Here is an 18,235-nt window from a genome sequence, read left to right as displayed (position 1 = left end):
ATGGACGCAGCCGAACTGGCCCGCCTGCAGAACCGGGGCACCCGCCTGAAGTTCCTGTTCTTCTGGGGCCACCAGACCCCTGGCCGGGGCTACCTCAGCCAGTGGTGGCCGTCCCCGTTCACCGTGGACGACGTCACCTATCGGACGGCCGAGCACTACATGATGGCCGGGAAAGCCCGCCTCTTCGGCGACGAGGAAACGGCCGCCGCCGTCATCGCCGCGTCCCATCCCCGCCGCGCGAAAGACCTCGGCCGCCGCGTCCGGAACTTCGACGAGGAAACGTGGCGGAACCATCGTGTGGCAATAGTCACACGGGCCAACGAGGCGAAGTTCGCCCAGCACGAAGAACTGCGCGAGTACCTCGCCGGCACCGGCGACCGCGTCCTGGTCGAGGCGAGCCCCCTCGACCGCGTCTGGGGCATCGGCCTCACCGCCGACGACCCCCGCGCCGAACAGGTCGCGTCCTGGCGCGGCGAGAACCTCCTCGGCTTCGCCCTGATGACCGTCCGCGACCGCCTGCGCTGAGTTACCTCCGAGGTAATCGCCCCCATGCCACCGCCTCTGGCAGGGTCGGCGGTATGGAACGCGCACTGGAAACGCTGGCCGCCGGCCGGGTCGCCTGGGGAACGCTGGCACTGGCCGCGCCCGGCCTCAACGTGAAACTCGCGGGCATGAGCGACCGGGACACCCCCGAGTTGCGCTACCTCATCCGCGTCTTCGGCAGCCGCGCCGTGGCGCTCGGCGCCGGCTACCTGATGAGCGACCCGGCCGCCCGACGCCGCTGGCGAAGGCTCTGCCTGCTGGTGGACGCCTGCGACACCGCGGCGGGCCTCGTCCACCTGGCCCGCGGCGACGTCCCCCGCAAGTCGATGGCCGCCCTGGCAATGATGACCGGTACTTACGCGGCCCTCGACGCCCTCGCCCTCCGCCAGGACTCCTGAGCCGTCAACGCCACCCGTAGGTCGAGAACGCGCCGCCGCCGCGCAGCCGGGCGATCGCGTCGGCGAGGTAGTCGACCGTGTTGGACGGCAGGTCGTCCGGATCGTGCCACCAGATGCGCGCGCACTTGTGCGGCTCGGCGTTGACGGGTTCGCCGGTCCAGCGGGCGGCGGCGAAGAAGAAGCCGACCCGGTCGTCCTCGCCGGGCTTGCAGCGGTGACTCACGTGGACGAACTGCGCGTCGTCCTCGGCCAACCGCACACCGACCTCCTCGTAGGTCTCCCGCAGGACGGCCTCCAGTACGGACTCGCCCGCTTCGAGATGCCCGGACGGCACACCGGCCTGGCCGTCGGCGTAGCCGGTATTGGCCCGCTCCATCAGCAGCACCCGACCCTCTTCGTCGAAGAGGAGCGCGTGTACGTCCACAATCGTCCGATGCCGTGCCTTGCTGCTCACCCCGCGACTATCCCAGGCTCAAGAGCGGTGTGGCCGGGGCCGGGGCGGTGATTCCCCCGCTGGATGGACTTCTCAAGGGACGGGGGAGCAGGTGGGGGTGGCGGTGGTGTCGAGGTGGTGGACGAGGAGTTCGGTGGTCTCTTGGAGGTCGATGAGGGGGCGGCGGAGGTAGCGGTGGGGGGTGGACCACCAGCAGAAGGTGCGGCGGTGGACCCAGACGTTGAGCGTGGGGAGGACGAGGACGGAGAGGCCGTCTTCGGTGGTGGTACGTCGGCCTTGGAAGCCGCGGCGGGTGAGGTTGAGGAGTAGGTGGTGTGCGGCGGTTTCGGGGTGGACGCGGTAGTGCAGGCCGGGCCAGTCGCGGGGGAGCGGTAGAGCGAACCAGACCGTCTTGCCGGGGACGGACGTGGTGTCGACGCGGGAGCGGGTGGGGTTGCTGCCCCAGGCGGCGGTGACTTGGCGGACGAGTTCGAGCCCCTTGCCGTGCTCGTCCAGCAGTCCGGCCCCGGAGGTGTGCGGTGCGGTCGTCCGTGCGCCGTCGAAGACGGAGACGATGAGTTGGGGGGAGGGGACGGTCCGCGCCCAGATCCAGAGTTCCGGCGGGGTGGGCGGCCGGTCGCCTCGCGCGCACCTGGCGTGCCGTAGTGCGTTGGTCGCGGTCTCGGACACGGCGAGCTTGCCGTCCTCGATCACGTCCCGGTCGAGCCGCAGTTCGGTCATCGTGTGCCGGACGAGCCGACGCGCCGTCGCCGGGCCGCTGTCGTCCCCGGGCAGCCGCCACGCGCACAGCCCCCCGGTCACCAGCCCCCACGCCCCCTTGACCTCCATCGAAGCCCGACCTCCTCCATGTACCGCCGAAAGTGATACAGAAAGCGACATTTGGTCACCCTCTGTTGTGTGTCTCGGGTCACATGATGAGAGCTCGCGATAGCTTCCGCAACTGTTTCAGGGAAGAAACTAAAGATCATTTTGGGAATCTTCCTTCAAACAGCTTGAGGCGCGATTACTCACCGGGCATGCTCGGTCACATGACAACCAGGCCACCCACCGTCCGTGAGCGCCGCCTCGCCAGCGAGTTGCGGAGACTCAGGGAATTCACGACGGCGCTGAACCTGGAGGAGGCTGCTGAACGGCTCGGTTGGAGCAAGACCAAGCTGTCCAGGGTCGAGAACGCGATCCGCAGGGTCACCGTGGGCGAGGTGCAGCAGATGCTGACTCTCTATGGCGTGAGCGGGCCGCGCCTGGACGCGCTCGCGCGCTTCGCTCGGACGGCCAGGCAGCGCGGCTGGTGGGACGTCTACGAGAACAGCCTTCCGGCGGACTACGCCACCTACATGGGGCTGGAGGCTGAAGCCGAGTGGCTCAACTCCTACACGATGGGCCTCGTCCACGGGCTGATGCAGACCGAGGACTACACGCATCACGTGGCAAAGTCGATCTTGATGCGCTTCTCGCCGGCTTCAGAAGTCGAGCGTCGCGTCACGGCCCGCATGGCACGCCAGCAGGCTTGGGCGGAGCGGGAAGATCCGACCCGACTCTGGACAATCTTGGACGAGACAGCGCTCACTCGCGTCATCGGCGGTCCGGAGGTGATGCGTGCCCAGTACAGACGCATCATTGAGATGACCGAGCAACCCAACGTGATGTTTCAGATCATGCCCGTAGCCGCCGGCGGTCATCCCGGAGTCGTCGGCAGTTTCGCTGTGCTGGGATTCCCTCAACGGTTCACCCCCAACGTGGTGTACGTCGAGAACATGACGAGCGCTCTCTACATCGAGGACGAGAAGGAGGTGCACACGTACTCGCTGGCGTTTGAGCAGATGGCGGCCATGGCGCTGAGCCCCGAGGAGTCGGTGGCTATGCTCGAACAGCTAGCGCGTCAATGAGCATATGGAGGGACAAAGTGTCCAGTCCCCTTCTTCACCGGACCGTCTTTCGCAAGAGCAGCCACAGCGAGGGCGCGAACGGTTGCGTTGAGACCTGTGTCCGCGACGCGCGCCACCTGGTTCGGGACTCCAAAGATCCCGAAGGTGGGGTCCTGGCCCTGAAGCGGGACGTGTGGGAGGCGATGGTGTCGCAGATCAAGCTAGGTGCCTACGACCTCTGATCCACCCCGGTAACACGCCGTAGCTCGTGCCGAGGTACGGCGCCGTGCGGTGGCCGGATCGGCGCCGTGCGATTCGGGCGGAGTTGCTGGTGGACGCATGCGGCATCGCCGCGGGCCTCGTCCAACCGGCCCGCGGCGATGGCCCCGCGATGCGCGCGGGGCATTGCGTCTGCTCAGGTCGAGGGGCGGGCGGTCGGCAGCGGCTGACCGGGGCCTGAGGGGGCGCTCTCACTCCTCGGGGTCTTGCCCACGAACAGGAGGACCTGGTTCTTGGCCCACGGGACCGCGTCGTGGACGTACCACGACTCCGGGACCTGGCCCGGGTAGAGGGCCTTGCTCTCGTTGCCGACCTCATGGCGGTACTCGGGGACGGAGACGTGGCGCTTCTTCAGGGCGGCCAGTACCTCGCCCACGCGGTGGCCCCGGAACGTCATGCCGTGCATGGCCTCGCCCGGCGCGGTGACCGGGGCGCTGCTGTTGTACCGCTCGCCCGGACGGGCGGCCCGGGCGAACACGACCTCGGCGGTGCCCTTGTAGTCGGTGCGGATGCGGACGCCGACCGGGCAGATGTCGCCTCCGCCGCCGGTCTCGCACTCGCCCTTCGCGGTGAGGGTCTTGACGTCGTCCGGCTTCGTGCCCTCGCTCGTGCCCATCATGACGACGGTGCCGACGATGGACGGCGACCCGGGGACGAAGGACAGCTTGACCTTGAGGCCGTGCTGGGCGAACTCCTCCCGGTACCGCTTCGGGTCGGCGAGCGGGTCGCGGACCTTCACGTCGATGTAGCCGCCCTTGCGCGTGAAGGACAGGGCCGCCACGAGGGAGACGTTCGGGCCGGGCTTCGCGGTGGTGATGGCCGGGGTGCGCTCCGGCGCGTCGTCCGAGGGGAGGACGGTCACTGCGACGGCGGCCGCGCAGGCCACGCCCGCGGTGGCCAGGGGGAGGCCGAAGGTCAGCAGCGGTGAGCGCCGCCTGCGGGGCGCGGCCGGCGCGGGGCCGGGGGCGGCGGCGGTGACGCGGTCGGCCAGGTCGGCGGCGGCGTCGTCGGGCAGCAGTTGTGCGGCCTCGGCGTCGGTGATGGTGGCGAGCCGGGCGATCTGGTGGTCGATGTCATGGTTCATGCGTGTTCTCCGTTCGGGATACGCACGGGGGTGGGCAGGGCGGACGCGTCCGCGGCGTCCAGTGCGCGGGCGAACCGGCGGCGGGCGCGGTGCAGGCGGATCCGCACGGCGTTGCGGGAGCAGCCGAGGACGGCCGCGATCTCGCCGTGGTCCAGGCCCTCCCAGCCGACCAGGGACAGCAGCTCCCGGTCGCGCTCCGGCAGGCCGCGGAACGCGGCGGCGACGCCGGCGAGGCCGGCCCCGTCCGGGGCGGCGGGGGCGGCGGTGCGGAGCCGGGCGCCGAGGTCGGCGGCCAGCGCGGACCGGCGGCGCTCGCCCCGGTGGTGGTTGGCGAGCACCCGGCGGGCCGTCCCGTACAGCCACAGCCGCGCCTGGGCGCCCGGCGGGACGTCGTCGAGCCGCCGCCACGCCGTCAGGAACGTCTCGGCGAGGACGTCGGCCGCGTCCTGCGGGTCGGCGGTGCGGCGCATCGCGTACCCGAGGATCCGCGCCCGGTTGGCCGCGTAGAGCTCCTCGAAGCGGCGCCGCCGGTCATCGGGCGGATCGTCGAAAGGGGATGGCAATCCCGCTCCTCTCGTCGCGCGCGCCGGGGCGCGGCGGATTCAGCTGACACCCCCCACATGTCCGCGTCGCGCCCGGCATTTCGCGGGACCTGGCGACGGCCCGGCCCGCAAGTAGCATGGAGGGTCGGGTGAAGATCGAATTCCGGGTCCGGAGGACGGTAAATGGGGCGTCGGCGGGGTCCAGTGTTCCCGGGTTACCTGATGATCCTGCTGGTGGCGCTGCTGGGCCTGGCGCTGCAGGTCTCCCCGCAGACCACGCACGCGGTGCAGAAGTGGGCGCTGCCGGTCATCGTCCTGTGCATGCTGCTGATCCCGCTCGTCCTCGCGTGGGAGAAGGCGCAGGACCGGCGGTCCTTCGCGCGGCCGATGTGGCGGGCCGACCGGTCGCCCTACCCGGGCCTGGACGCCTTCACCGAGGAGGACGACGGCGTCTTCTTCGGCCGCGACGGCGAGGTCCACGAGCTGATGGAGCGGCTGCGGCCGGGGAGCGGGACGCGGTCGATCGCGGTGACCGGGCCCTCCGGAGTCGGGAAGTCGTCGCTGCTGCACGCCGGTGTGCTGCCCCGGCTCCGGCAGCAGCGGGCGTGGATCGTGCTGCCGTCGCTGACCCCGGAGGACGACCCGTACCGGTGCCTCGGCTACGTCCTCGCGGACGCAGCCGGGAGCGGCGACGCCGAGCGGATCGCCGCCGACCTGCGCGACCGCCCCGCCGACCTGCTCCGCCACCTCGACGCGCTGCGGCGCGGCCGGCGGAACCGGTCGCTGCTGCTCGTCGTCGACCAGGCCGAGGAACTGCTGACGCTCACCGGCCCGGAGCGGAGCCGCGCCTTCCTCGGGATGCTGCGGGACGCGCTCGACGCCGACCCGAAGCTGTGGGTCGTCCTGGTGTTCCGCGCCGAGTTCCTCACCGCGTTCCTGAGCGGCGAGCACGCCGGCCTGTTCCGGCACCCGTTCACGGTGACCGCGCTCGACCGGGCGGCGCTGCGGACGGTGATCCGCGAGCCGGCCGAGCGGGCGGGCATCGCGTTCGAGCCGCCGGAGCTGGTCGCGCAGATGGCCGACGACACCGGCGACGGGACGGCGCTGCCGCTGCTCGCCTACCTGCTGCACGAGCTGTACCTCCGCGTCGGGCGGGACGGCACCATCACCGCCGAGCACTACCGCCGGACCGGCGGCGTCGACGGCGCGCTCACCCGCCGCGCCGACCGGGTGATGCGCGAGCTGGAGGCGCTGGAGCCCGCGCCGCCCGTCCTGGAGACGCTGCTGAAGTTCGTCCGGTTCACCGAGGGGCGGCCGACGCGCCGCCGGGTCCCGGCGAGTGAGCTGGACGACGCCGGCCGCCTGGTCGTGGACGCGTTCGTCCGGGAGCGGCTGTGCACCAGCGGCGAGGAGGGCGACCAGGCCGTCTTCGACGTCTCGCACGAGGCGCTGTTCTCCGCGTGGGCGCCGCTGCGGCAGACGATCGCGCTGCACGCCGAGGCGCTGCGCCGCCTCGCCGACCTGGCGCAGTGGGCCGCCGAGTGGGACCGCTACGGCCGCCAGGAGGCCTACCTGCTGCGCGGCGAGCGGCTCGCGGCGGCGCGCAAGTGGCTCGCCGAGGCCGACGGGCTCGCCGCCGCCGAGCCGCTGGTCACCGAGTTCGTGGAGATCTCGCACCGGTCGGACGGGGTCGCGATGCGGCGGCTCGCCGACTCGATCGCCCGGCAGGCGCTCACCGGCTTCCGCACCGACCCCGAGCACAGCCTGCTGCTCGCCCTGGCCGCGCACGAGGAGTGCGCGCCGACGCCGCTGGCCCGTCGAGCCCTGTCGGCGGCGCTCGCGGTGTCGCGGGTGCGGGGCGTGCTGCGCGGCCACGACGACCGCGTCTGGGCGGTGGCGTGGTCCCCGGACGGCGCCCTGCTCGCGACGGCGTCCTCGGACCGGACGGTCCGGCTCTGGGACGCCCAGGGCGGCGAGGTCGCGGTGCTGCGCGGGCACGAGGCACCGGTCGTCGGCCTCGCCTGGTCGCCGGACGGGCTGCGGCTGGCGTCCGCGTCCGACGACGGGACCGTCCGGGTCTGGGACGCCGCCGCCCGCACCCGGGTGGCCCTGCTGCGCGGCCACGGCGACATGGTGTGGGGCGTGGCGTGGTCGCCGGACGGCACCCGGCTCGCCTCCGCGTCCCGCGACGGCGACATCCGGATCTGGGACCCGGCGGACGGCACCGCCACGGCGACGCTGAGCGGCCATGACGGCTGGGTCCGCGACGTGGCCTGGTCACCGGACGGGACGCGGCTGGCCAGCGCGTCCGACGACCGCACGGTCCGGATCTGGGACGCCGCGGGCGGCCGCGAGACCGCCGTGCTGGCGGGGCACGAGGACACCGTCCGCACGGCCGTCTGGTCGCCCGACGGCACCCGCGTCGCCAGCGGTTCCTACGACCGCACCGCACGCGTGTGGGACGTGGCGACCGGCGCGTCCGGCCCGGTGCTGACCGGGCACGCCGACATCGTCTGGGCCGTCGCGTGGTCGCCGGACGGCGCGCGGCTCGCCACCGCGTCCCATGACCGGACGATCCGGCTGTGGTCGGCCGCTGAGGGCACCGAGCTGGCGGTGTTCCGCGGGCACGCCGAGGCGCTGCGCGCGGTGGCGTGGTCGCCGGACGGCGCCCGCCTCGCGACCGGCTCCAACGACCGCACCGTCCGGTTCTGGGACGCCGAGCGCGCCGCCGAGGTCGCGGTGATGCGCGGGCACGAGCGCGCGGTGTCGGCGGTCGGCTGGTCGGCGGGCGGGATCGCCTCCGCCTCGCACGACGGCACCGTCCGCATCTGGGACGATGCCGTCGCGGGAGGCGGCCCGCGCGTGCTGAGCGGGCACACCGACGAGGTCTGGGACGTGGCCTGGTCGCCCGACGGCACCCGCCTCGCGACGGCCTCCCGCGACCGCACCGTCCGGGTCTGGTCGGCGGACGGCGCCGAGGAGAGCGTCCTCGCCGAGCACGGCGACTGGGTGCGGGCCGTGGCCTGGTCGCCGGACGGCACCCGGCTGGCCAGCGTCTCCGACGACCGCACCGTGCGGGTGCAGGCGCCCGACGGCTCCGCGCCCCTCGTGCTGGACGGCCACGAGGACACCGTGCGCGCCGTCTCCTGGTCGCCCGACGGCGAGCGGATCGCCACCGGCTCGCAGGACGGCGCGGTCTTGATCTGGGAGGCCCGGACGGGCCTGCGGGTCACCGCGCTGACCGTGCCGCAGGGCGCCGTCCGCGCCGTGGCCTGGTCGCCGGACGGCGCCCACATCGCCGCCCTCTCCGGCGACCGCGCGGTCCGGGTGTGGAACGCCGCGGAGGGCGCGGAGGTGTCCGTGCTGTCCGGGCACGACGGCTGGCTGTGGTCGGTGGCGTGGTCGCCGGACGGCCGCGTGCTGGCGACCGCGTCCGCCGACCGGACCGTCCGGCTGTGGGACGCCCTGGCCGGCCGGGAGCTGTCGGTCGCGGCCGTCCACGACGACGACATCTGGGACGTGGCGTGGTCGCCCGACGGCGCCCGCGTCGCGACGGCCTCCGGCGACCGGACGGTCCGGGTCTGGGAGGTCGTCACCGACGGCGCGGCGCTTGTCGAGCGGGCCCGGACGCGCGTGTTCCGGCGCCTGACGCCCGACGAGCGCCACACCCTCATGATCCCGGCGCCGCGCCCCGCCCCCGAGCCCGCCGACGCCTGAGCCGCACTGCCCGCCCGGTCAGGGGGACACCCGGTTCCCGAGGCCGCCGCGGCTGAACAGGTAGAACGCCGACGTGCCGATGCCCCTCGGCTTGGGCAGGACCGGCGGGCGCTCGTCGTAGCGGTCGGACTCGCGGTGCCACTTGAGGATGCCCGCCATCCAGTCGCGCAGTTCGCCGACGTAGGCGTCGAGCGCCGCGCGTGCCGTGGCGTCCAGCTCCAGCTCGTCGGCCAGCGCCGGGAGTTCGTGGGCGGCCAGGTGCTCGAACTGGCGGCGGCGGGACGTGATGAGGTCGTTGACGATCGGCAGCGCCTCGTCGCGCCCGCAGCCGAAGAAGTTCTCGATGGCGAGGACGCCGTTGTTCAGCTCGCCCTCGTACTCGATCTCCTTCTGGTAGGAGAAGCAGTCGTTCAGCAGGCAGGCGACGTCCATCACCGACACGTCGATCTCGCGGAGCGTGCGGGTCCGGAACACCTCCTGCGGGATCTCGTGGGAGTGGTCGATCCGGCACAGCGCCATCGTCATCTCGGAGCCGAACGTGTGCCGCCGCATCTCGACGTAGTCGACGGGGTCGGGGATGCGCGACTGGAGGTGGTTGTTCAGCTCCCAGACCCAGCTCTCCACCATGTGCTCGACGGCGGCGCGGAACTCGCGGCGGCCCCGGTCGTCCATCGGCAGGGCGGTGCGCGGCCACAGGTCGGCGAGGGCGGCCTCGAAGGCGTTCTCCGGCGGGGGAGTGGAGCCGCAGTCCAGCGGCATGAAGCCGGCGACGCGGGCGTTGAACAGCTTCGCCCCCGCCATGTCGCGGTCGCGGTTGTAGATGGCGGGGAAGAAGTCGTCGCCGTAGGTGCCGAAGGCGAGCCACTGGGTGGCGAGGTCGAGGCCCTCGGCGCTGGCGTCCGGGTTCAGCGACGCCGCGCAGATCTCCAGCGCCATCCCGCTGAGCCGCTCGGCCGACCACACCGAGACGGGCAGCCGCGGATGCGGCGCGAACATGCCCATCTCGCGTGCCCACACGACGACGTTGCGGCCGGCGGCGTCGCGGTGCGGGTTCACGCGCGGCGGGTACGGGATGTCGAACTCCGGCAGCGGCGTCGGGCCGACCTTCTGGAACGGGACGTGCGGCAGGCTGATCCGCGTCGACTTCAGCAGCGCCGGGATGCGGGCGGCCGACATCCCGAGCGACTTCTTGTTCATGTAGCGGCTGGAGCGCATGTGCCACTCGTGGCCGCCGGACTGCCAGTCCTGGAGGGACTTGACGTAGGCGGCCACGCTCGCCTGCTCGGCCGGGTCGAGCGCGTGGTCGGCGACGATGTGCGGCAGCTCGGTGAGCGCGGTGTTCTCGAACTGCCGGAGCCGGGACGTGAGCAGGTCGTTCACCGTGTTCGCGGCGGTCTGCGGCGCGACGCCCAGGAACCGCTCCATCACCAGGACGCAGTTGTTGACCTCGCCCTCGGACTCGGTCTCGCGCTGGTAGGAGAAGATGTCGTTGCGCAGGTGGACGCCGTCGGCGAAGGTGTCCTTCAGCACGCGCAGCGGCCGCGTCCCGACGACGCGCTCGGGGATCTCGACCCCGGCGGCGTGCTCGGCGAGGTCGGCCGACCAGGGCGCGCCGCCGACCTTGCGCCGCATCTCGATGTACTCGACGGGGTTCGGGATGCGCCCGGTGCTGATGTTGGACAGCTCCCACAGCGACTCGCGCAGCAGGTTCACGGTGCTCACCGAGAAGCGCTCGCGCCAGGCGTCCGACTTGGCGGGGACGGTCCGCGCCCACAGGTCGGCCAGGCCGCGCTCGACGGCGTTGGTCGCCTCGGGCGGTTCGAGCGACATGAACAGCGGCAGCCGGTCGAGGTAGGCGCGGGCGCCCTCCTGGTCCTGGGTCTTCTTGAACACCTCGAGGAAGTGGTCGTCGAAGTAGAACACCCAGACGTACCAGTCGGTGATGAGGTCGAGTTCGGGGCCGTCGCAGTCGGGATGGGTGTAGGCGCACAGGAGGGCGTAGTCCATCGCTTCGAGCGCCGGCTCGTCCCAGATGTCGGGGGTGCCGGGATCCCGGTCGTCGTCCAGCATCTTCATCTCGCGGGCCCACCGCATCGTGTGCTTCCGCGCGCCCTCCAGGTGCGGGTTCAGCCGGGTGGGATACGGGACGTAGAAGTCGGGCAGCTCGAACGGTTGCATCGACCGGCCTCTCTGTCGGCTCCGGGGCGTGGTCCGGTCGGAAACCTAGCGCAACCGTCGAGTGACCGAGGGTGATACTTTGCTCTCCCGGTTCCTTCGCCCTCCTGCGGGTAAGCCGGAGGTCATGACGGAGTCGAGCGAACCCGCGGAGGTCGGCGGCTCGCTGGAGCAGAACCTGGTGCTCGCCCGGCGGGTGGTCGACGCCGCGCAGCGGGAGATGGCGGAGAAGGCCCGGCAGCGCGTCCCGGCGCTGCGGCTGGGCGCGGTCGCCGGGGTCTGCGGGGCCCTCGCGACCGCCGCGACCTACCGGATGAACGTGCTGCTGCTGGAGAAGAAGCTGCCGCCCGAACTGGCGTCGTTCGTCGCGGCGGCGGTGTACGGCGGCGGGGCGGGCGCGGCGGCGCTCGCCGCGTCCCGCAAGTGGCGGGGGCTGCCGCCCCCGCTGCCGGCCGACACCGCCCGGCAGGTCGTGGAGATACTCTCCGACTCGGACTGATTGACACACGGTAGCGGGCGTCAGCAGACTCGGCGGGGTGCGCATCAGCGAGCTGACCGACGTGCGGGCCGCGCGGCCGGGTGCGATCGCCGAGGCCGCGGCCGCCCGGCGGCGCCGGGACGCCCCGCTCGGGCCGTCCGGCCGGCTGCTGATCGTCGCGGCCGACCATCCGGCGCGCGGCGCGCTCGGCGTGGGCGGCGACCCGGTGGCGATGGCGAGCCGCGCCGACCTGCTCGACCGGCTCTGCACCGCGCTGGAGCGGCCCGGCGTGGACGGCGTGCTCGGCACCCCCGACGTCCTGGAGGACCTGCTCCTGCTCGGCGTGCTGGACGACCGGCTCGCGATCGGGTCGATGAACCGCGGCGGCCTGGCCGGGACGTCCTTCGAGATCGACGACCGGTTCACCGCCTACGACGCCGGCGCGATCGCGGCGGCGCGGCTGGACGGCGGCAAGATGCTGCTGCGCGTCGACGACGCCGACCCGGCGACCGCCCGCACGCTGGAGAGCTGTGCGCACGCGGTGTCGGGCCTCGCCGCGCACGGGCTGATGGCGATGGTGGAGCCGTTCGTCGCGCACCGGATCGAGGGCCGCGTGCGGAACCTGCTGACGCCGGAGGCGATGATCCGCGCGGTGTCGGTGGCGTCCGGGCTCGGCACGACGTCGGCGTACACGTGGCTGAAGCTGCCGGTCGTGCCGGAGATGGAGCGGGTGATGGCGGCGACGACGCTGCCCGCGCTGCTGCTCGGCGGCGAGGTCGCGGGCGAACTCGGCCCGGTGCTGGACGGGTGGCGCCGCGCGCTGCGCCTCCCCGGCGTGAAGGGCCTGGTCGCGGGGCGGTCGCTGCTGTACCCGCCGGACGGCGACGTCGGCGCCGCCGTGGACGCCGCCGTGGACCTCCTCTAGCCGGCGGGGCGCACCCCGGCTCCGGCGGGACTCACCCCGGCGGTTCCGGGTAGGGGCGCAGCATGGACACGCCTATGCACGCCGACATCACCCTGGTCGTGAACGGCACCGAGCACCGGCTCAGCGTCGACACCCGCGCGTCCCTGCTGGACGTCCTGCGGGAGGACCTCGGGTTGACGGGTTCGAAGAAGGGCTGCGACCACGGCCAGTGCGGCGCCTGCACGGTCCTGCTGAACGGGCGCCGGGCGAACGGCTGCCTGGCGCTGGCCGTCGCCCACGACGGCGCCGACATCGTCACGGTCGAAGGGCTCGAAGAGGACGGGCGGCTCAGCCCCGTCCAGGAGGCCTTCATCGAGCAGGACGCGTTCCAGTGCGGGTACTGCACGCCGGGGCAGCTCTGCTCCGCCACGGCCGTCCTCGCGGAGGCCGAACGCGGCTGGCCCAGCGCCGTGACCGAGGACCTGAGGTCCGATCCCGTCCTGGACGACGACGAGATACGCGAGCGCATGAGCGGCAACCTGTGCAGGTGCGGCGCCTACGCGGGCATCGTCGCGGCGGTCCGGCAGGCCGCCGCCGCTCGGGCGAGGGAGGAGGCGCAGGCATGAGGCCCTTCGCGTACGAGCGCGCCACCAGCGCTGAGGACGCCCTTGAGCGGCACAACGGCGGAGCCGTCTACCTGGGCGGCGGGACCAACCTCGTCGACCTGATGCGACTCGGCGTCGAGGAGCCCGGCAGGCTCGTCGATGTCGCGCACCTCCCGTACGGCGAGATCGAGCTGCGCCCGGACGGGAGCCTCGTCATCGGCGCGGCGGTGAGCAACAGCGACCTCGCCGCCGACCCGACCGTCCGGGAAGGCCACCAGATGCTGGCGCAGGCCGTCCTCATGGGGGCGTCCGGGCAGATCCGGAATCTGGCCACGGTCGGCGGCAACCTCCTCCAGCGCACGCGCTGCTCCTATTTCCAGGACGCGGCCAAGCCGTGCAACAAGCGGAACCCGGGAAGCGGATGCCCGGCCAGGGAGGGTGAGCACCACAACCTGGCGATCCTGGGGCATTCTCAGGCATGCGTGGCGACGCACCCGTCCGACATGGCGGTGGCACTGGCGGCCCTGGGCGCGTCCATCCGCGTCATGGGGCGCGCGGGGGAGCGGACCTTCCCCATCGAGGACCTGCACCGGCTGCCCGGTGACGAGCCGCAGCGCGACACCACACTTGAGGACGGCGACCTCATCACGGCCGTGGAAGTGCCCGCGCTGGGCATGGCGTCGCGCTACCGCAAGGTTCGGGAGCGCGCGTCGTTCGCGTTCGCGCTCGTCTCCATAGCGGCGGCCCTGGACGTGCGGGACGGCCTGGTGCACGACGTCCGGCTGGCCCTGGGCGGCGTGGCCCACAAACCGTGGCGGGCCTGGCGCGCCGAAGAGGCGCTGCGTGGCGGCGAGGTGACCGAGGAGGCGTTCCGGCGTGCCGCCGAGGCCGAACTGGAGGCCGCCGAGCCGCTGCGCGACAACGGCTACAAGGTGCCGCTCGCGCGCAACCTCATCGTCCGGACGCTGACGGAACTCGCGGGAACGGGGGCATCATGACCGAGCGCTTGGAGAGCCGCGAGAAGGTCACCGGGCGGGCGCGGTACGCGTTCGAGTACCAGGTCGAGAACGTCGCCTACGCCTCGGCCGTCCAGGCGAGCGTGGGCAAGGGCGAGGTCACGTCGGTCGACACCGAGGCCGCGCTGCGGATGCCGGGTGTCCTCGCCGTCCTGTCCTGCGAGAACGCCCCGGCGCTCAGCGACACCTCCGATGGCGAACTGGCCCTGTTCCAGTCGCGGACCGTCTCCTACCGGGGCCAGTTCATCGCCGCCGTGGTCGGCGAGACCCTCGAAACGGCGCGGGAAGCGGCCCGCCTCGTCAAGGTCGAGTACGCGGGAGAGCGACCCGACGTCACGCTGCGCACCGACCATCCCGGCCTCTACAAGCCGGACAAGGTGAACCCCGCCTTCCCCACCGACACCGAGCAGGGCGACCCGGAGGCGGCGTTCAGCGAGTCGGCCGTCTGCGTGGACGTCACCTACACGACCCCGGCCGAGCACAACAACCCGATGGAGCCGCACACCACGCTCGCCCAGTGGAACGACGACGGCTCCCTCACGCTCTACGACTCCACGCAGGGCGCGTCGCCCGTCCAGGCCACGCTCGCGAAGGTCTTCGGTCTGGAGCCGTCGCAGGTGCGCGTGGTGGCTCCCCACGTCGGCGGTGGGTTCGGCTCCAAGGGGACGCCCAGACCGAGCGTCGTGCTGGCGGCGATGTGCGCGCGCGCCGCAGGACGCCCGGTCAAGTTCGCCGTCCCCCGGCAGCAGATGTTCGCCACGACCGGCTACCGCACGCCGACCATCCAGCGCATGCGGCTCGGCTGCGACGAGAACGGCCGCCTGAACGCCATCCTGCACGAGGTGTTCGAGCAGTCCTCCACCGTCAAGGAGTTCGCCGAGCAGGCCGCTACGCCCACCCGCGTCATGTACCAGGCGCCGCATCGCCGCACGTCCCACCGCCTGGTGCGCCTGGACGTGCCCACACCGTCCTGGATGCGCGCTCCGGGCGAGACGCCCGGCATGTACGCGCTCGAATCGGCGATGGACGAACTGGCCGGTGCGGCCGGCATCGACCCCGTCGAGCTGCGCGTCCGCAACGACACCGACCGTGAGCCGGGCAGCGGGCTGCCGTTCAGCTCCCGCAACCTGGTCGGGTGCCTGCGGGAGGGCGCCGACCGGTTCGGCTGGGACCACCGCGACCCCGCCCCCGGCACCCGCCGGGAGGGTCGCAAGCTGATCGGCATGGGCGTCGCCGCGTCCACCTACCCCGCCTACCTGCAGCCCAACCGGGCGACGGCCCGCGCCGAGCCCGACGGGACGTTCACCGTCCGGATCGCCGCCGCCGACATCGGCACCGGCGCCCGCACCGCGCTCACGCTGATCGCCGCCGAGACGCTCAAGTCCGACCTCGACCACGTCAGGGTCGAGATCGGCGACAGCGCGTTCCCGAGGGCGTCCGTCGCGGGCGGATCGGCCGGGACGGCGAGCTGGGGGACGGCCGTCGTCCGGGCATGTGAGGCGTTGAAGGGCAAGCTGAACGGCGCCGTGCCGCCCGAGGGGCTGGAGGTGTCCGCCGACACGGCCGAGGAGGTCCGCGGGCGGGACGAGTACGCGCGGCACGCGTTCGGCGCGCAGTTCGCCGAGGTCGAGGTGGACGCCGACACCGGCGAGATCCGCGTCCGCCGCATGCTCGGCGTCTTCGCCGCCGGCCGGATCATCAACCCGACGACCGCGCGCTCCCAGTTCATCGGCGGCATGACGATGGGCATCGGCATGGCGCTGATGGAGGAGAGCGTCATGGACCGGGAGTTCGGCGACTTCCTCAACCGCGACCTCGCGCAGTACCACGTCCCGGCCTGCGCGGACGTCCGCGACATCGACGCGGCGTGGCTGGAGGAGTCCGACCCGCACCTGAACCCGATGGGCTCGAAGGGCATCGGCGAGATCGGCATCGTGGGCGCCGCGGCGGCCGTCGGCAACGCCGTCCACCACGCGACGGGGGTCCGGGTCCGCGACCTGCCCATCACCCCGGCGAAACTCCTGCACCACCTCTGAACCGCGCCACCTCTGAACCGCGCCACGGCTCTGACCGGGGACGGAGGCCCTGACCAGGGTTGACTGATTGAAAAGTTCACTATCAAGGTGATCTGCGTCACGCGGGTGGGTATCGATCACGTGCTCGGGGGCGCTCCCTACCCGCGAGGTGATCGCCGTGTACCAGCAGGTCCTCGATCCCATCGCCGATTCGCTCGGCTGGAGCTCACTGGTCGCCGCGCTGCCGCTCGCCGTGCTGTTCGTGCTGCTCGGCGGCGTCCGCATGCGCGCGTGGCTCGCGTCCCTGATCGCGCTGGCCGTCTCCCTGGCCGTCGCGATCTGGGCCTACGGAATGCCCGCCGGCCAGGCGCTCCTCGCCGGCACCGAGGGCGCCGCGTTCGGCTTCTACCCGATCCTGTGGATCGTCATCAACGCGCTCTGGGTCTACAACATCACCGTCACCACCGGCCACTTCGACGTGCTCCGCCGCTCGTTCGCGCAGGTCAGCGACGACCACCGGCTGCAAGCCGTGCTGATCGCGTTCTCCTTCGGCGCGCTGCTGGAGGCCCTCGCGGGCTTCGGTACCCCCGTCGCGGTCACGTCCGTCATGCTGATCGCGCTCGGCTTCCAGCCGATCAAGGCCGCCGTCCTCGCCCTCACCGCCAACACCGCCCCGGTCGCGTTCGGCGCGATGGCGACGCCGATCCTCACCCTCGGCAAGGTCACCGGGGAGTCCAGCGACACGCTCGGCGCGATGGTCGGGCGGCAGACCCCGATCCTCGCGGTGTTCGTCCCGCTCGTCCTCGTCGCCATCGTGGACGGGCGGCGCGGCCTGCGCGAGACCTGGCCCACCGCCCTGCTGTGCGGCGCCGCGTTCGGCGTCGCGCAGTACGTCACCGCCAACTTCATCTCGGTGCCGCTCGCCGACGTCGTCGCGTCCCTGGTCTCGGCCGCCGCGGTCGTGCTCGCCGTCCGGCTGCGCCCGCACCGGGCGGCCCGGCCCGCGCCGGTCGCCGGCGGCGCCGCCGACGAGCCCACCCCCGAGTTCGCCGCGCGCGTCGAGAAGGGCGGCGAGCCGGACCCGCGCGCCGAGGTCGCCCGCGCCTACGCCCCCTACGCGATCATCATCGCGGTCTTCGTGGTCTGCCAGATCGACCAGGTCAAGGAGCAGCTGGACAAGGCCACCCGGACGTTCTCCTGGCCCGGCCTCGACCTCACCGGCCCGACCGGGAAGCCGCTCACCCTGCCGACCTTCAATTTCAACTACCTGACCACGCCCGGCACGCAGATGCTCGTCGCCGGGCTGATCACCATGGCCGTGCTCGGGGTCGGCCTCGGCAAGGCCCTGCGCGCCTACTGGACGACCCTCGTCCAGCTCAAGTGGGCGATCATCACGGTGATGGCGGTGCTCGCGCTGGCGTTCGTGATGAACGCGTCCGGGCAGACGGTCACGCTCGGCACGTGGATGGCCGGGGCGGGCGGCGCGTTCGCGCTGCTGTCCCCGGTCCTCGGGTGGCTCGGCACGGCCGTGACCGGGTCGGACACCTCGTCCAACTCGCTGTTCGGCGCGCTGCAGGTCACCGCCGCGAACAAGGCGGACCTGTCGCCGGTGCTGATGGCCGCGACCAACAGCTCCGGCGGCGTCCTCGGCAAGATGGTGTCCCCGCAGAACCTCGCCATCGCGGCCGCCGCCGTGGGCCTGGACGGGCGCGAGGGCGACATCTTCCGCCGCGTCGTGCTGTGGAGCCTGCTGTTCCTCGCCGGGATGTGCCTGCTGTCGGGCCTCCAGTCGACCGGCGTGCTCGGCTGGATGGTCCCGTGACCCCGCTCTCCGCGCCGGGGGCGGGCTACTGCAGGTAGCCCTCCACCTCACCGGCGGGGCGGACCTCGGCGTCGTCCGGGTTCTGCCCCGCCGCCATCCGGGCGCGGCGCTGGCGCAGCAGGTCCCAGCACTGGTCGAGCGCCACTTCCAGCCGCCGCAGCCGCTCCTGCGCCTCGGCGTCGCTCGTCTCGGCGCGCTCGTGCGCCTGCCGCAGGCCGTGCTCCTCCTCGATGAACTCGTTGATACGGTCCAGAATGGCCTTCTCGTCCATGAAATCCGCCCGGTTGGGTTCATAACGTGCCGACAGGTGAGAGCCTGGCATACACGGGGCCGCGCAC

Annotated in this window: 17 protein-coding genes; 11 read left to right on the top strand and 6 right to left on the bottom strand. The window is 72.6% G+C overall.

Translation table 11 applies throughout. The features are described 5' to 3' along the window. Together HUT06_RS34800 and HUT06_RS34795 are read left to right on the top strand one after the other, a co-directional pair. On the top strand, positions 1 to 525 hold the full coding sequence (locus tag HUT06_RS34800; RefSeq protein ID WP_217711582.1) for an NADAR family protein: 525 nt from the start codon (positions 1 to 3) through the stop codon (positions 523 to 525). Between the two features lie 53 nt (positions 526 to 578). Continuing rightward, entirely contained in the window at positions 579 to 941 is a 363-nt protein-coding gene (locus tag HUT06_RS34795) for a hypothetical protein (protein ID WP_176199592.1), read from the top strand. A 4-nt stretch (positions 942 to 945) separates the two neighbouring features. Here HUT06_RS34795 and HUT06_RS34790 read toward each other — a convergent pair whose 3' ends face one another. Together HUT06_RS34790 and HUT06_RS34785 are read right to left on the bottom strand one after the other, a co-directional pair. Beyond that, positions 946 to 1,395, bottom strand: a complete 450-nt coding sequence (locus tag HUT06_RS34790) for an NUDIX domain-containing protein (RefSeq protein ID WP_254715539.1) — start codon at positions 1,393 to 1,395, stop codon at positions 946 to 948. Positions 1,396 to 1,467: 72 nt separating this feature from the next. After that, the gene (locus HUT06_RS34785; RefSeq protein WP_176199591.1) at positions 1,468 to 2,223 is read right to left on the bottom strand and encodes an anti-sigma regulatory factor; all 756 of its coding nucleotides are present in this window, start codon (positions 2,221 to 2,223) and stop codon (positions 1,468 to 1,470) included. A 188-nt stretch (positions 2,224 to 2,411) separates the two neighbouring features. Between HUT06_RS34785 and HUT06_RS34780 the strand changes: the two genes are divergently transcribed. Both HUT06_RS34780 and HUT06_RS34775 read left to right on the top strand, forming a co-directional pair. Next, positions 2,412 to 3,281: a helix-turn-helix transcriptional regulator gene (locus tag HUT06_RS34780; RefSeq protein ID WP_176199590.1), complete on the top strand. Its 870-nt coding sequence runs from the start codon at positions 2,412 to 2,414 to the stop codon at positions 3,279 to 3,281. Further along, the gene (locus HUT06_RS34775) at positions 3,278 to 3,502 is read left to right on the top strand and encodes a DUF397 domain-containing protein (RefSeq protein WP_176199589.1); all 225 of its coding nucleotides are present in this window, start codon (positions 3,278 to 3,280) and stop codon (positions 3,500 to 3,502) included. The genes HUT06_RS34780 and HUT06_RS34775 overlap by 4 nt, the downstream gene beginning before the upstream one ends. Before the next feature lie 173 nt (positions 3,503 to 3,675). Here the strand turns inward: HUT06_RS34775 and HUT06_RS34770 are convergent, their stop codons facing one another. Both HUT06_RS34770 and HUT06_RS34765 read right to left on the bottom strand, forming a co-directional pair. Further along, entirely contained in the window at positions 3,676 to 4,623 is a 948-nt protein-coding gene (locus tag HUT06_RS34770) for a hypothetical protein (RefSeq protein ID WP_176199588.1), read from the bottom strand. Then, positions 4,620 to 5,186, bottom strand: a complete 567-nt coding sequence (locus HUT06_RS34765) for an RNA polymerase sigma factor (RefSeq protein ID WP_176199587.1) — start codon at positions 5,184 to 5,186, stop codon at positions 4,620 to 4,622. The genes HUT06_RS34770 and HUT06_RS34765 overlap by 4 nt, the downstream gene beginning before the upstream one ends. Positions 5,187 to 5,387: 201 nt before the next feature. On the opposite strand from HUT06_RS34765, the gene HUT06_RS34760 reads away from it, so the two are divergent. Beyond that, positions 5,388 to 8,882, top strand: coding sequence for a WD40 repeat domain-containing protein (locus HUT06_RS34760; protein ID WP_176199586.1), 3,495 nt, complete (start codon positions 5,388 to 5,390; stop codon positions 8,880 to 8,882). A gap of 18 nt (positions 8,883 to 8,900) precedes the next feature. Here the strand turns inward: HUT06_RS34760 and HUT06_RS34755 are convergent, their stop codons facing one another. Further along, complete coding sequence (locus HUT06_RS34755) at positions 8,901 to 11,060, bottom strand: germacradienol/geosmin synthase (protein ID WP_176199585.1); 2,160 nt, start codon at positions 11,058 to 11,060, stop codon at positions 8,901 to 8,903. Between the two features lie 124 nt (positions 11,061 to 11,184). On the opposite strand from HUT06_RS34755, the gene HUT06_RS34750 reads away from it, so the two are divergent. The 6 genes from HUT06_RS34750 (at position 11,185) to HUT06_RS34725 (ending at position 17,897) form a co-directional block, all read left to right on the top strand. Continuing rightward, positions 11,185 to 11,556 carry a phage holin family protein gene (locus tag HUT06_RS34750; RefSeq protein ID WP_176199584.1) on the top strand — a complete coding sequence of 124 codons (372 nt, stop codon included), beginning with the start codon at positions 11,185 to 11,187 and terminating at the stop codon, positions 11,554 to 11,556. Positions 11,557 to 11,593: 37 nt separating this feature from the next. Then, on the top strand, positions 11,594 to 12,460 hold the full coding sequence (locus HUT06_RS34745) for an aldolase (protein WP_176199583.1): 867 nt from the start codon (positions 11,594 to 11,596) through the stop codon (positions 12,458 to 12,460). Between the two features lie 74 nt (positions 12,461 to 12,534). Next, entirely contained in the window at positions 12,535 to 13,065 is a 531-nt protein-coding gene (locus HUT06_RS34740; protein ID WP_176201820.1) for a 2Fe-2S iron-sulfur cluster-binding protein, read from the top strand. Further along, the gene (locus HUT06_RS34735) at positions 13,062 to 14,042 is read left to right on the top strand and encodes a xanthine dehydrogenase family protein subunit M (RefSeq protein WP_176199582.1); all 981 of its coding nucleotides are present in this window, start codon (positions 13,062 to 13,064) and stop codon (positions 14,040 to 14,042) included. The genes HUT06_RS34740 and HUT06_RS34735 overlap by 4 nt, the downstream gene beginning before the upstream one ends. Next, positions 14,039 to 16,096: a xanthine dehydrogenase family protein molybdopterin-binding subunit gene (locus tag HUT06_RS34730; RefSeq protein ID WP_176199581.1), complete on the top strand. Its 2,058-nt coding sequence runs from the start codon at positions 14,039 to 14,041 to the stop codon at positions 16,094 to 16,096. The genes HUT06_RS34735 and HUT06_RS34730 overlap by 4 nt, the downstream gene beginning before the upstream one ends. Positions 16,097 to 16,253: 157 nt before the next feature. Further along, positions 16,254 to 17,897 (top strand): L-lactate permease, encoded by a 1,644-nt coding sequence (locus HUT06_RS34725; RefSeq protein ID WP_176199580.1) that lies wholly within the window; start codon positions 16,254 to 16,256, stop codon positions 17,895 to 17,897. Between the two features lie 25 nt (positions 17,898 to 17,922). Here HUT06_RS34725 and HUT06_RS34720 read toward each other — a convergent pair whose 3' ends face one another. Beyond that, on the bottom strand, positions 17,923 to 18,168 hold the full coding sequence (locus HUT06_RS34720) for a DUF2630 family protein (RefSeq protein ID WP_176199579.1): 246 nt from the start codon (positions 18,166 to 18,168) through the stop codon (positions 17,923 to 17,925). Positions 18,169 to 18,235 lie beyond the last annotated feature (67 nt).

This window comes from Actinomadura sp. NAK00032 (assembly GCF_013364275.1).
Classification (GTDB): domain Bacteria; phylum Actinomycetota; class Actinomycetes; order Streptosporangiales; family Streptosporangiaceae; genus Spirillospora.
This window is presented reverse-complemented; position numbering and strand designations above follow the sequence as displayed.